Source organism: Paraburkholderia sp. RL17-337-BIB-A (assembly GCF_046025895.1).
In the GTDB taxonomy this organism is placed as follows: Bacteria; Pseudomonadota; Gammaproteobacteria; order Burkholderiales; family Burkholderiaceae; genus Paraburkholderia; species Paraburkholderia fungorum_C.
Map to the genome: position 1 here is coordinate 641,767 of NZ_JARESY010000002.1, position 13,531 is coordinate 655,297.

General features: G+C 60.2%; 13 protein-coding genes and 1 pseudogene. 6 read left to right on the top strand and 8 right to left on the bottom strand.

The features are described 5' to 3' along the window. Positions 1–138: 138 nt before the first annotated feature. Positions 139–831 carry a class I SAM-dependent methyltransferase gene (locus P0D84_RS23840; protein ID WP_408340990.1) on the top strand — a complete coding sequence of 231 codons (693 nt, stop codon included), beginning with the start codon at positions 139–141 and terminating at the stop codon, positions 829–831. Between the two features lie 241 nt (positions 832–1,072). Here the strand turns inward: P0D84_RS23840 and P0D84_RS23845 are convergent, their stop codons facing one another. From P0D84_RS23845 to P0D84_RS23870, 6 genes are all read right to left on the bottom strand, one after another. Further along, a complete protein-coding gene (locus P0D84_RS23845) occupies positions 1,073–1,324 on the bottom strand; it encodes a hypothetical protein (RefSeq protein WP_408340992.1) in 252 nt (83 codons plus the stop codon). 402 nt (positions 1,325–1,726) lie between these two features. Then, positions 1,727–3,328 (bottom strand): MFS transporter, encoded by a 1,602-nt coding sequence (locus P0D84_RS23850; RefSeq protein ID WP_408340994.1) that lies wholly within the window; start codon positions 3,326–3,328, stop codon positions 1,727–1,729. A 31-nt stretch (positions 3,329–3,359) separates the two neighbouring features. Beyond that, a complete protein-coding gene (locus tag P0D84_RS23855) occupies positions 3,360–3,644 on the bottom strand; it encodes a DUF3303 domain-containing protein (protein ID WP_408340996.1) in 285 nt (94 codons plus the stop codon). 502 nt (positions 3,645–4,146) lie between these two features. Next, positions 4,147–4,374 (bottom strand): hypothetical protein, encoded by a 228-nt coding sequence (locus tag P0D84_RS23860; protein WP_408340998.1) that lies wholly within the window; start codon positions 4,372–4,374, stop codon positions 4,147–4,149. A 183-nt stretch (positions 4,375–4,557) separates the two neighbouring features. Next, positions 4,558–4,842: a hypothetical protein gene (locus tag P0D84_RS23865; protein ID WP_408341000.1), complete on the bottom strand. Its 285-nt coding sequence runs from the start codon at positions 4,840–4,842 to the stop codon at positions 4,558–4,560. 97 nt (positions 4,843–4,939) lie between these two features. After that, the gene (locus tag P0D84_RS23870; protein WP_408341002.1) at positions 4,940–5,215 is read right to left on the bottom strand and encodes a hypothetical protein; all 276 of its coding nucleotides are present in this window, start codon (positions 5,213–5,215) and stop codon (positions 4,940–4,942) included. Positions 5,216–5,630: 415 nt separating this feature from the next. Between P0D84_RS23870 and P0D84_RS23875 the strand changes: the two genes are divergently transcribed. After that, complete coding sequence (locus tag P0D84_RS23875; RefSeq protein ID WP_408341004.1) at positions 5,631–7,787, top strand: serine/threonine protein kinase; 2,157 nt, start codon at positions 5,631–5,633, stop codon at positions 7,785–7,787. A 17-nt stretch (positions 7,788–7,804) separates the two neighbouring features. Here P0D84_RS23875 and P0D84_RS23880 read toward each other — a convergent pair whose 3' ends face one another. Both P0D84_RS23880 and P0D84_RS23885 read right to left on the bottom strand, forming a co-directional pair. Further along, positions 7,805–8,755, bottom strand: coding sequence for a formylglycine-generating enzyme family protein (locus P0D84_RS23880; protein WP_408345930.1), 951 nt, complete (start codon positions 8,753–8,755; stop codon positions 7,805–7,807). 249 nt (positions 8,756–9,004) lie between these two features. Then, positions 9,005–9,937, bottom strand: a pseudogene (locus tag P0D84_RS23885) (caspase family protein); the annotation flags it as partial. A 296-nt stretch (positions 9,938–10,233) separates the two neighbouring features. Here P0D84_RS23885 and P0D84_RS23890 point away from each other — a divergent pair. From P0D84_RS23890 to P0D84_RS23905, 4 genes are all read left to right on the top strand, one after another. After that, positions 10,234–10,737, top strand: coding sequence for a DUF4399 domain-containing protein (locus P0D84_RS23890; protein ID WP_408341006.1), 504 nt, complete (start codon positions 10,234–10,236; stop codon positions 10,735–10,737). Positions 10,738–10,783: 46 nt separating this feature from the next. Next, complete coding sequence (locus tag P0D84_RS23895) at positions 10,784–11,218, top strand: DUF4399 domain-containing protein (RefSeq protein WP_408341008.1); 435 nt, start codon at positions 10,784–10,786, stop codon at positions 11,216–11,218. Positions 11,219–11,501: 283 nt separating this feature from the next. Then, positions 11,502–11,780, top strand: coding sequence for a hypothetical protein (locus tag P0D84_RS23900; RefSeq protein ID WP_408341010.1), 279 nt, complete (start codon positions 11,502–11,504; stop codon positions 11,778–11,780). A gap of 247 nt (positions 11,781–12,027) precedes the next feature. Further along, positions 12,028–13,512 carry an efflux transporter outer membrane subunit gene (locus P0D84_RS23905; protein ID WP_408345933.1) on the top strand — a complete coding sequence of 495 codons (1,485 nt, stop codon included), beginning with the start codon at positions 12,028–12,030 and terminating at the stop codon, positions 13,510–13,512. The last annotated feature ends 19 nt before the right edge of the window (positions 13,513–13,531 follow it).

A 13,531-nucleotide genomic window follows, 5' to 3' on the forward strand; every position in this document is an offset into this window, starting at 1 on the left:
GAAGATGCGAAATTGATCACTCGGATTTGTCCATTTCCTTCGCGCTGCTGGGCACTTTTGTATGGATCTAGTCTTCCCTGTTGTAACGACGTTAAAAACCTAAACCAACGCGGGGGCATTGTGCCAATAGATCATTCATTGACGTATACGAAATGGCGGCTTAAAAATATACCGCACATGGTTAGACTTCGGGCGATATTAAAGCAAACGACATTTTTTCTGGCTTTCCGGGGCCGTCCTGGGAATTTATATGCTGATTTTGGATGCTCAAATGGCTTCATTACGTCGAAGATTGTCAATATACTCAAGCCAAATCGTGCTACTGGATTTGACCACGCGGAAGAAAATCTATCAATTGCGCGTCAGCGCTATTCAAACATAACCTTTTCGCACATTGACCTTAACAGGCCGAGATCATTCGCTACGAAATTTGATGTCGTCACCTGTTTTGAAACACTAGAGCATGTCGGAGACGTACACAATGCGGTCAATACGGTAATTGGTGCCATTGAGCACGGTGGAGTCGCGCTAATTGTTGTGCCAATAGAACATGGACTGATCGGGTTGGTGAAATTGGTTGTCAAGCTGCTATACGGCTACAATTTGGACGAACTTGCCAATAACGAGCAACGGGTGAGCCTCAAAGCGTACCTCACGTCTCTATTGACCGGTCGAAGAATGAGCGCCTTCAGGGATCGTGCGCGACCTGGGTGGGGCACGCACTTTGGTTTTGACTACCGCGATGTTAGTGATGCGCTAGCTGGCTTGCCGGTGACATATCGGTCATTTCGGATCGGATTCAACATGTTCTATCGAATTACAAAGCGCTAAAAGCTTTGGATGGATTTCCTGCCCGTCTAAAGCGGCCTCGTGTGCTTATAATTCACCGTTGGGTCTGGCCACACTTGATTGTTGATCTCGTATTCGGCCTGGAGATAGGCGCGATTACATTCGGCGCACCTGGCAGTTCTATGCTGGAGGCCTTGATCGTCGTCGTGGTGCTAGTGGTATTTTTTTATGAGTATTTGCGATTTTTTTTCGTCCACTGGCGGCGCCAGGTTAAGCGCTATGTTCATGGCCTTGGCACGATGGGCGGGGTGCCTGCGGGAAATGTTGCCGCCCGCCGCTCCGCCTCAAACCGATCCAACTCCCCCAGCAAATGCTTGATCTGAAACGTCTGCAACTCAGTCAGCGGAAACTCATCCTGTATGCGTTGTAGCCGTTTCCGCCAATAAGCTGGCGGCAGCACAGGTTCACCACGAAAGGCGCGCAGCGACGGCGCCATTACACGCGCGACGTGCGCGATGTCTTCATCCATATTCATGCGAGAGCCCCGAAAAACGTCGATGTTTAGTTTTGTTTTTTCTGTGTGCGCTTTGGGTGACAACGAGTTCAGTGGCTGCGCAAACGTCGACGCTCATAGTAAGAAATCAGAATCGCCAGGTCAAGGTTTCCGACCGAATTTCGCATGGACGACGCTTAGAATTTGCCTTGATTTCAGGCCTATTTCGGTCACGCCAAGGTTTCAATGGGTAGTTTTCCGGGCCTTCAACGGGCGTACTTCTACTCGCGAGACTGCTCCGGCCTGACACGCGTCAAGCGGCGCAAGTGAGTGCCTCCAAACCTCGGGACGCAGGCAGAAAAACAGGGGATGGGTGAAAAAAGGGGAACTCGGCAAAGCTGGCGCCGCATAAAGCGCATTACCCCGCGGCGGCACCGCATCCTCTTACGCCTTTCCTTCGCCCACCACCTCCGCTTCCAAATAACCAACCCGCACCGGCGGCACAAACCACGCGAGGCACAACCCAACCAACGCAGCCGCGCCCGCCACCAGAATGCCGATATGAATCGACTCCACCAACGAATCTCGCGCGGAATTCATCATCGCATCGCCCGCATGTCCAGCGCTTACCAGCCGATTGATCAACGCCGCCTGCTCCGCGCGGTCCACCAGCAACTCGGGACTCGCAAACGACTTGAACCACTGCGTCGCCTGATACGAAGCGAGAGAGCGATGCACGCCCTGAGTGTAGAGATGCCCAAGCAACGCACCCGTCATCACCGTCCCTAGCATTCCACCAAAAGTTCGCAGCGATTGCAGCATCGCAGTTGCCGCGCCGAGCTGGTCGCGCGGGACGATCTGTTGCGAACAGACCGTCAAGCTGGTCGCCACCAGACCAAGTCCGAGCCCGCTGAGACCCATGCACGACATCCACACCAGGTGCGGCTCGGTCCCTCTGAGTACGACGACGCTCAAACAGGCCAGCGCGGACAGCGCAAAACCGGCGTACATGATGCCGTTCGCGCGGCGAATCCGTGTGACGATACGATTGTTCAACACGCTGCCAACTGTCGTGCCCAGCAGCAACGGGGTAATCAGCATCCCCGAATCGTGCGCGGACATCGCGTAGCCGCCTTGAAACAACAGCGGCACGTAGAACACCAGCGAAAACAGCGCAAATCCGCCGAGCACTGACATCGCAAAGAGTGCGGAGAGCTTGCGGTTCAACAGCATATCCACTGGAATGATCGGATATGCGATCCTCCGCTCCCACAGCCACAGCGTCATTGCAAAACTCGCCGCAACGACGGCCAGCACGACCGTTATCGTATTGACGCCGTACTTCGGAAACAATTCGATCAGTAATTGGAATGAGCCGAACGTGACCGCGATCACGAACGCGCCGAGCCAATCGAGCCGTATGGGGCCTTTGCGCCGCAGATGATGCAGCGGCGGCAAAAAACGCTGCACGAACAGCAGCGACACGAGGCCGACCGGCACATTGACAAAAAACACCAGCCGCCAGCCGCCGTATTGCGTGAGCATGCCCCCGAGCGTCGGCCCGATCATATTGGCGACGCCAAATGCGGACGTAACGAACACGAGCCAGCGCAACCGCAGCTTCGGATTGGGGAACAGATCGGCGACGGTGGCGAACACCGTGCCGATCAGAATGCCGCCGCCGATCCCCTGCAGGCCGCGCGAAATCACCAGTAACAGCATATTGGTGGCGAGGCCGCACAATACCGACGCGCCGGTAAACAACAGAATCGCGGCGATCAGAAACGGCTTGCGCCCGAACAGATCACCCAGTCGCCCGAAAATCGGAATCGTGATCACCGAAGCCAGCATGTACGCCGTCGCGACCCATGCGTACAGATCGAAGCCCTTCAGATCGGCGACGATGCGCGGCAGCGCGGTACCGACGATAGTTTGATCGAGCGCTACCAGCATCGAGACGAAGGCGACACCGAGCATCGCCAGCAACGACTCGCGAAACGGCAGCAATTGTCCGCTGGGTAGAGGCGCGTCCGGATCGGGAGTCATGACAGTCCGATTTGCGCGCTCATGCGTCCACTTACTTGCGCGCGGCTTGATGCGCGCCCAATGCCGCGCCGAGGTCCTCGTCCGTCGCCGCGGGGAAGATGCTCATGGTCAGTAAATCGCCCCATTCGAGCGCCAGCGCCGACAGTCCGCGCGTATCGTCCGCCTCGACGACCGCAAAGCCATGCAGTCCGCCGATCGCGTGCCAGCGCCCGAGCAATTTGACACCTTCGGGCGGTTGGCCGCCGGTTTTCATAAAACGCTCGATGACGGAGTTTTCCGCGGTCGGCAGGCCGTCCCATTGCACGATGAATTTCATTGCATGTCTCCAGTTTGGATTGACGATGCCGGCTCGTGGCGCGCTGCAATCGTCCTCAGTGCTGTGAGACGCATTTGCATACCTCGCGCCTTGAACACTTTGCGCCAGGATGCAGTCCGCTTAGCACGTGCGTTATCGGCGGACGGCATAAAACCACGTGGCGTCATAAACAGGATAGGTGAGCGAACGGTCGTCAACGTCGCCCCATGCGGACATTCACCAGGCCAATTGAACAATGCGTGTTGCCGGGAAAGCGTGACGGGCGCGTTTTTTTCCATTTGTGGCCATCTCGCGCGTCCTATAAGAAGGAGCTTCTTCTATACGGCCGTCGAGAATGTGGATGTCGATCTGTCTTGAAGCGCGCCATGCAATGCGCCAGCACGACTGGCTCACAGGCGGATGGCAAACGGAACAAGCGAAAACGCGTCAAATACATCAAACAGCAACGGCACGCGCGTTAAGCGTGTGCCGTTGCTGTTGCTGCGAGTGTCCGAACCCGGTTTCAGCTGCGCGGCAAAATGCGCGGCACTGCGGTAGTGGCTGTACCGGCAATAGCTTGATGCGCTGCGGGAAAACCCGGTGGGTATTCGACAACGCGTGCGGAGCCCGGTGCCACCTGCACAGCGACACTCACCTGCGCACCGATCCGCGCGCCGCCAACAATGGCCGCCATCGCCTGGCGGTCGAGTTCGACGCTGTCAGTAAGGTCCTTGATGAGAAGCTTTGCCATAGCGGCTCCAGGGAAGAGGCCGAGCCGGCGGCTGGTGCGATGCTTCAGTCGCCGCCCGGGTGTGTCGTCAAATGTGCTGAGGTCTCGTCGCACTATCAGTATAGGAAATCTGTTTGCAGCTCGCCTGTGGGAAGTGAACAGGCGGCAATAGGGAAGCCCCCGCCTCCGCGCTATTGCATGCCGTTAAACGTTGGCGAAATTGGCGCCCCACAGCGACGGACTGACATTCAGCTTCAACGGTACGAGGCCCGCGCCAATCACGCCGATGTTGTTGAGGGCGGCGACGTTGACGGTTTGTATCTGGCTGAGGTTCTGGTTTACCGAAACGTTGACATTGGCAATGCCGCCAAGGCCGGCCACGGACGGCAGACCCGGCACGCTGCTGCCGGTGCCGCCGGCCACCGCCGACATTGCGCGGCGATCGAGCTCGCGGGTGCCGGACAGATCGCGAATCATGAGGGATGACATGGTGATTCTCCAAAGGTGCGCGGAAGACGGGCGTGATCGAAGCGAAGCGGAGCTGGCCAAGGGCCCCTCCACTTCGCCGAATCAGGCTTATCAGACTTTAAACGTTGATGTTGTTGCTCGACGTGATGTGGGGAACGATCGAGGTATCGATACCTGCCGCGAACGCGACGTTGTTACCGTTGGCGTTCTGCACGTTCACTTCGTTGCTGATCAACTGCGTGGCGTTGACGTGCTTGCTGTTGTTCGGCGCGACCACCGGGCTGAAGTTGAAGTACGACGACGAGGGGTAGCCGAAGCCGCCGCGCACGGCACTCATGGCCTTGCTGTCGAGTTGTTCGGTGATGGACAGGTCTTTGATCATCAGCGTGTTCATGGTAAATCTCCTGGAAGGGAACGTCACAGTCTTGCGGTTGGGTTCGAGCATCTTGTCTGCTCGAGTGTCACTAACGCATGGGCTGTGCCAGTTTTATTCGTGGCTCCTAAGAAAGTTGCCGAACGCTTGATGCATAAGGTTTTCGCGCCGCGCCGCCGTGTTGGGGGCGCCGCACGATCGTCTACAGACGGTCAGCGCCTGACGGCACGTACCCAACAACGCGCGGGATTCTGTTGGTTGTCGCAAGACACGCGGGGGACATGCACGCAGCGGGCCATTCCTGATTTGCGAAAGGGCGGGTCGGGAGCTAGTATCGAAGCGGCACATGTAACTGATTACGACAGGTTTTCTATCAGCCCGAGGGTTGTCGGTTGCATGCGATGCGGCCCAACGGCAGCGGCGGCGCTTCGCACAAATGGCTAGCCTTGCGCATGTGATTCGCGACTATCAGAACGGCGAGCTGTCACGTGACGAGTTCGTCGCTCAACTCGACAGCACGTTGACGACCGAAGGCCTCGGTCCAACGCAGCTGCTGGAAATGCTCGGCGTTGCCCATCGCAAAGCCCCTCTGCCTGACGATCTCTACGCCGAAGTGCGGCGGCGTATCGAACAGTTGCGCGTCTCGAACGTGGCAGCTGGCGGCGAGGAAACCGGCGTGCAGACCACCGTCGAGATACCGTCGGAGCGCTCGGCGAGCGCGGCAGGCGCCGCGAGCGCTGCCGGCGCAGCCGGCCAGGATCAGATCAAAGGCACCGGCGACACGCTGAATAACCGCTTCGTCCTCGAAGAGTGTCTTGGCGTCGGTGGAATGGGCACCGTGTACAAGGCGCTCGATCTGCGCAAGCTCGAAGCGTCGGATCGCAAACCGTATGTTGCGATCAAGGTGCTCAACGTCCAGTTCCGCGGCAATCCGAACTCACTCGTCGCGCTGCAACGCGAGGCGCGCAAGGCGCAGGTGCTCGCGCACCGCAACATCATCGCGGTGTACGACTTCGACCGCGACGGACCGATCGTCTATCTGACGATGGAGTACCTCACCGGCAAGCCGCTCAGCCAGCTATTGCGCACGCCCGGCTATAAGGGCATGCCGGTTCGCGCCGCGCTGCCGATCGTGCGCGGCATGTGCAATGCGCTCGCCTATGCGCACGAGCACGGCTTCGTGCATTGCGATTTCAAGCCCGCCAATGTCTTTCTCACGACGAATGCCGAAGTGAAGGTGATCGACTTCGGCATTGCCCGCGTGTTCCAGCGGCCGGAAGAGGAGAGCGACGCGACTGTCTTCGACCCCGGCACGCTCGGCGCGTTGACGCCTGCGTACGCGAGCCCGGAGATGATCGAACATCGTGAGCCGGACCCGCGCGACGATATCTACGCACTCGGCTGCATTACCTACGAGTTGTTGACCGGTCATCATCCGTTCGACCGGCTGTCGGCGACGCAGGCCCGCAATTCCGACTTCAAACTTCAGCGTCCACCCAATCTCGATGCTAAACAGTGGCGCGCGTTGCGCACTGCGCTTTCGTTCGATCGCGACACGCGCATGCCGAGCGTCGTGCGGTTTATCGCGGAGTTCGACAACGAAGCGCGCGCGGAGAAGTCGGGTACCCTGGTCAAGGTAGGGTTCGCGAGTTTCGCGGTGGTGTGTGCCGCGGCTGTCGGCGTGTTTGCTTTGCGCTCGGCACCGAATCGACAAAATGGCTCGCAGCCGCCTGCTGCGACATCCGAGGCGTCGGCGGATCAAGCGGTCTCTGCGTCGTCTCCGGTGGTTGCCGCGGCGGAGGCGAGTTCGCCTGAACAGTCCTCCTCCGCTGGGCCAACAGCAGTGCCTGCCGCGCCCACATCGCCGCCGGTAGCGCAGGCGCCCACTCCACCCACTGCGCCCGCGCCCAAGCCCGCCCTTACCCTGGCCGCGGTTGCGCCGGTGCTGGCACAAGTGCCGTGCTCGGCGCTCTCTGCTTCGACACAGGACCACGCATTGGCGGTGCGCGGCTACGTCTCACAACGCTACGGTGCAGCGCACCTGAAGGACACGCTGGCGGCATTGCCGGGCGTTGATGCGCTATCGCTGCAGGTGGAACCGCTCGCCGACGACAAATGCGACACGATCAAAGCGCTCGCCCCCTATTGGACCCGCAACTGGCAAGCGGGCCATGTTGCATCGCTGCATGTGCGTCCGCCCGGCGGGCAGCTGAGCGAAGGCGATCCGCTGGTCGTCGACGTGACCACGCCCCCTTACGACTCGTACGTGAACCTCGACTACTATCAACTCGACGGCAGCGTCGTGCACATGGTGCCGAGCCCGCGTGCGAAGGACAATCAGGCGCCCCCGCACTATGCGGCCACGATCGGCAGCGCGGGTGAGTGGATCATTTCGAAGCCATTTGGAGCGGAGATGGTGGTGCTGTTGATTACGCCGGCGCCGCTATTCGACAAGCCGCGGCCGGAAAGCGAATCACGTGCTGATTATCTGCGTGCGCTGGAGACGCGGCTCGCGCAGATCGGCGGCAAATTCGGTCAGGACCGTATCGTCGCCGATTTCGCGCCGATCACGACGAAGCCGCGCACGCCTTAGTGAATGCGGTGTCCGCTTTACTTAAGGTCTTTAACTACCCTGAAGCCATCCTGCGACTGCCGCACGCTCGCGCTGTACTTGAAGCGTGTCGCGCTCAGCATATAGCTCGCGCCTTCGCGCCACGAGCCGCCGCGAATCACGCGCATGTCGCAACTGGGGTTGTCCCACGCGTGGCCGTCGGCGGGCGCGCCCTGATAGGAGTTGTGCCAGCAATCGGCGACCCACTCCCAGACGCTGCCGTTCATGTCATACAGGCCGAGCGGATTCGGTGCGAACGAGCCGGCTGTTTCCGGGCCGTCCTTGTGCCAGGGTTCGCCGCAGTCCTTGCAATTGGCGTTGCCCTTGCGCATCTGATCGCCCCACCAGTAGGCCGTCGTGGTGCCGCCACGGTCTGCGTATTCCCATTCGGCCTCGGTGGGCAAGCGGTACGGTTTGCCGGTCGTTTTGCTCAGCCACTTCAGGTACTGTTGCGCGTCGTCCCAGCTGAGATCGCGTGCTGGCGCCGCTTTGTTCGTATTGCTTTCGGGCGTCAGCTTTTGACAGGCGTTCGCCGCGACGCACGCATTCCATTGCTCGACGGTCACCTCGTATTTGCCGATCGCGAACGGCGCGCCGATGGTCACATGATGGACGGGCTTTTCGGAAGGGTCGTCGGTGCTGCTGCCCATTGAGAATGCGCCCGCCGGCACGGTGATCATGATCGGGCACGTGGCGCAATCGCGGCTCTCGCCTGCGCCCGGTGGATGCGCCGTGGGCTTTTGCGCGACTGCCGGCGCGGTAGGGGCCGCGGGTACGGGAGTCGTCGGCGTCGGCGCGGCGGCGCGCGGATGGTCTTGCGGTGCGGCGCTGGCGGGCGTGGTTGACCGTGGGGCTTGCGGTGCCGGCGCGACCGATGGTGCCGCGGAAGGTGCGGCACCAGGCGAAGCGGACGGCGCACTCGCCGAAGCCGCGGCACGCAACCGGTCCATACGTGCGTGAGCGAGCGCGGCGAAGCGGCCATTGGGATAGGCCTTCAAATAGGCCTCGTAATCGCTCGGGTAGTTGCTGTCCTTGATGGAATTCCAGAAGGTAATTTCGTATTGCTCGCTGCTGTCCTTCGGCAGAATGCCTCTGCTGTGCAACACGGCAATGGGTTCATCGCTCGCGGCGGAGATGAGCGCCGCGCTAGCGCCACGAGCTGTGGCAGGCTCGCTCAAACTCGCATTGCTGGCAAGCGATGACGCGATCCAGGGTATCTGCTCACCGCTGGTGACCGCGTTAACGGTCGTCGCGACGCGTTGAAACAACCCCGCAAGGTTCTGTGATGAAGAAGCGTCGTTGAGCGCGCGCAGCAATGCGTCTGTATAGACGCCGTGACCCATGCCGTCCGCCGCAAATCCGCCCGGCGTTGTCGCGTACGCGACAACGGTATTGGCCGGCAAAGCGGCCGTATCGAACGTGACGTCCGCTGAGAAAGGATTGTTCAGGCAAGCATCGAGAATCACGACATTCAGCTGTCCGGCACGCGGCGCGCGCATTGCCTGTAATACGCTATCCAGATCGACGCCCTCGCTAACCAGCCGGGCAGGCGCGCGTGCGTCGAGGCCGGCGGGCACGAGCAGCGTCTGCCGGCCCACTTGCAGGCCGTGTCCCGCGAAATAGAAGAGTCCGACGCCGCCGTCCCGCAGACGTTGGCGGAATTCGTTGATGGCTTCCCGCATTTGCTGCGGCGTCGCATCGGTGCGCATGATGACGTCGAAGCCGCGAGCACGCAGTGTGTCGCGCATGGCTTCAGCGTCGCGAGGCGCATTCTCGCGAAGCGGGTCTGCATAATCGGCGTAAGCGGCGTGATCGCCGTACGCGCCGTTGCCGATCACCAGTGCAATGCGCGCAGGCCGCGTGTCCTTCCTTTGCAGTGCGAGCGGCGCGATGGACGCCGCCGCCGTGCGTGCAGCCCCCGCGCCATGCTCCGCGGCGTCACGCTGCATCGCGGCATGGACACTGCCCGACTGCGCCTGAATTGCCCCGGCCATGCACACCAGCAGGAATGTTCGCCACATATTCGTATCCTGTTTGTCCCGGACAGAACATAGGGTTTCGACGACCGCGACGCCCGCGTCAGCCTTTGAAGCGGATCGCACACAGCATCGATGCCGCGCGCGACTCTCCATCGACAACCTATGAATAACGATAGCACGCGCTTTGCGCGTCACAACTGTCCGCGCATCGACAATGCGTTATACGGTTAACGAGTGTGGCGTATCTTTTTGGCAAGTTACGACCTAAGCTGATTCACAAAGTAGGGCACTACGGCCGTTTTAATCCTGTGGCCGCTCATCTACGTCAATCCGCCACGTGAATCCACGCGTATCCACGTGAACCACGCGAGCGCCCGCGACACCCAGTCGGATCGTCCGCCTGCGTTTGACGCAGAGGCGGCCACGACCCATCTTCGGGAGAGTGCGCAATGCGAAGAGTCCTCACCCCTGGCGTACTCGAAAGTCGTTATGGAGCGAATGCATGGTTGGCCGCGCTTCGCCCGGCTTTGCGCGTCACGCTCCTCATCCTGCTGTTCGGCGTGTCACTGTGCGAAGCCGCGCTTGCCGGGCAAACCCCTTCGCCGCCTGGTGCCGAGGAATACATCATCTGGCCGTCGGATGGCACGGTGATTCACGGCGGCAAGCTGTGGGTCCGCATGGGGTTGCGCAACATGGGCGTGTGCCCGAAGGGTGTCGCGGTTCCGAACACCGGTCATCACCATCTGTTGATCGACACCGACTTGCCGCCGCTCGACCAGGAAATTCCGTCGGACCGTAATCACCTGCATTTCGGTGCGGGTGAAACCGACGCGCGGATCGAGTTGCCACCGGGCAAGCACACGTTGCAACTCATTCTCGGCGACCAGAATCACGTGCCGCACGTGCCGCCGGTGTATTCGAAGAAGATCACCATCACCGTACTAAAAGACTAGCTGTCCCGTTCATTCAAAGCGGGTCCGTCAGGACGGAGAGATCAACATGTACAAGATCATCGCGCTCGCGGCGTGTCTGGCATTGGCGTCACTGGCCGCGCCGAATCTCGCCACGGCCGGCACGACGCCGGCACCGGCTGGCGCGCATGCCTATATTGGCTATCCGAACGACGGGCAGGTGGTGCCGGCCAATAAGCCGTTTCGGGTGTGGTTCGGCTTGCGCTATATGGGCGTGGCGCCGAAAGGCGTCAAGTATCCGAACACGGGGCACCATCATCTGCTGATCGATACTGATCTGCCGCCGATGGACCAGGAAATTCCATCGGACCGCAATCATCTGCATTTCGGCGCGGGTGAAACGGAAACGATGATTCAACTGCCGCCCGGCAAGCACACGCTGCAACTGCTGATGGGCGATGACATGCATGTACCGCACAATCCGCCGGTGTACTCGAAGAAGATCACCGTCATTGCACGTTGATGCGGTAATGGCGCGATGCGGTTTTCGCTTCAGTGTCACGTCGAAGCCAACACCGTAGCGCACATTGTTGGCTGCGCTCCACCAGCTCCAACCTGGCGCTCCGTAGCCGTCGCACTGCACGCGATGAACTGCAATCCCCGAAGCCCTTTATTTACGGCGGTTCGGAACATTTCTTAGGATCGGAAAGCAAAACTGGCACAGCCCATGCATTAGTGACACTCGAGCAGACAAGATGCTCGAACCCAACCGCAAGACTGTGACGTTCCCTTCCAGGAGATTTACCATGAACACGCTGATGATCAAAGACCTGTCCATCACCGAACAACTCGACAGCAAGGCCATGAGCGCCGTGCGCGGCGGCTTCGGCTATCCCTCGTCGTCGTACTTCAACTTCACGCCGGTGTACGCGCCGAACAACAGCAAGACGGTCAATGCCACCCAACTGATCAGCAACGAATTGAACATCCAGAATGCCAACGGCAACAACGCAGCGTTCGTCGCCGGCATCACCACCACGATCGACCCGCACGTGAGCTCGAGCAACAACATCAACGTGCACTGAACGGCGTAAGCCGCCGCGGAGGCGCTCATGCCTCCGCGGGACGCACAAGCTTGACGCATCAAAAAGATTTCGCATCCAATCGTTCTTTCCACACGACCCCAGCGTCACCGCCCGATCCCCGCGCCGACCTTCCCGTACCGCTTCGATGGTGAAGCCGGGCAAGACATGCTTTACTTAAATAGCGCGTTCTCCTCGTGCAACGTAGCCGGCGTCATCGGAGAAAATCGTGTCAGCGTTGCTTGATTCAATGGGCGGTCAGCGCTTTTTCAATGCCTCGTCGCCCGGCTGCGCGGAGCGTCGACCGGCTCGTGCGAACAGCGCGGCCGCGGCGCTGCGTGGACTCTGCGCCGCAACGGTCTGCGCGCTCTCGCTCTGCGCGTGTATCGATGTCAGCATGCCCGACTACAAGCGGCCCGACACGCCCGCCAAGGCGTCGTGGTCGGATCAGAAGGGCTCGCCGGTATCGGCGGCCGCAACCATCGATCCAGAGTGGTGGAAAGGCTTCCACGATCCTTACCTGGACACGCTGATCGCGAAAGCGATCGCGAACAACTTCGATATCAAGGTACTAGCCGCACGTATCGACGTGGCAGGCACGCAGATCGGCGAGGCCAAAGCAGGCGCGTTGCCGACCATGGATCTCGGCGGCGGTGCCGATTTCGAAAAGACCACGGGTCAGACGTTTGCCAAACAGTACAACGTCGCGACGCAGGTGAGCTGGGACATCGATATCTGGGGCAAAGTGGAGAAGGGCGTGCAGGCGCAAAAGGCCGAATTCCACGCCAGCGAGGCGGACTGGCGCGCCGGCTATCTTGAGCTGGTGGCGAACGTCTCGAGCACCTATTTCCAGATTCTCCAATTCGACGACCAGATCGAGCAGCAGCAACAAACGCTCGTCACGAACCGCCAGATTCTCACCATTTACGACGGCCAACGCCGCAACGGCCTCGTACCGCAAACGCAGGTGTTGCGCCAGCAGGCCGAAATCAACCGCCTGACGAATCAGTTGCTCGAACTGCGCCGTTCGCGCGCTATCGCGAACAACGCGTTGTGCACACTGCTCGGCGTGCCGGCGGGCGAGTTCCAGTTGCCCAAAGGGCATTTGCAGCAACGCGTGCAACTGCCTGCCGTGCCCGACGGCTTGCCCGCGCAACTTCTCGCGCGGCGTCCCGACGTGGTGGCCGCGGAGTTCAGAGTGCTGGAAGCCTACGACCTGGTCGGTCAGGCCAAGCTCGCGCAATTGCCCACCATCAATCTCACCGGCCACGGCGGCACAGCGAGTTTCGCGCTGACCGATCTGCTGAAGTCGTTCACCTACGGATTCATGCCCAGCATCAACATTCCACTACTCGATCCCGGCGTGCGGGCGCATGTGAAGGTCACGCAAGCGCAATCGACGGTCGCCGAACAGCAATACCGCGTGGCCGTCATGGGCGCATTCGAGGAAGTGGAAAACGCACTGGTCAATCTGAATTCGCACAAGGAGCAGCGAGGGGAATTGCAGCAGGAGGTGTCGCGTCTGCAAATCGTCGCCGATCAGATTCAGTCGCAATTGCGCCTCGGCGTGGTGTCGCAACTGGAGGTTTTCGAAACCGAACGGACCTTGCTGGAGGCACAACAGGAATTGCTCGCCAACCATCAACTGATTCTGTCCGACACGGTGTTGCTTTACAAGGCGCTGGGCGGCGGCTGGCCGAGCGTGGACGTGCAAACGGAAGTAAAGGAGCACTGAGCTAATCCGGGGCATGATG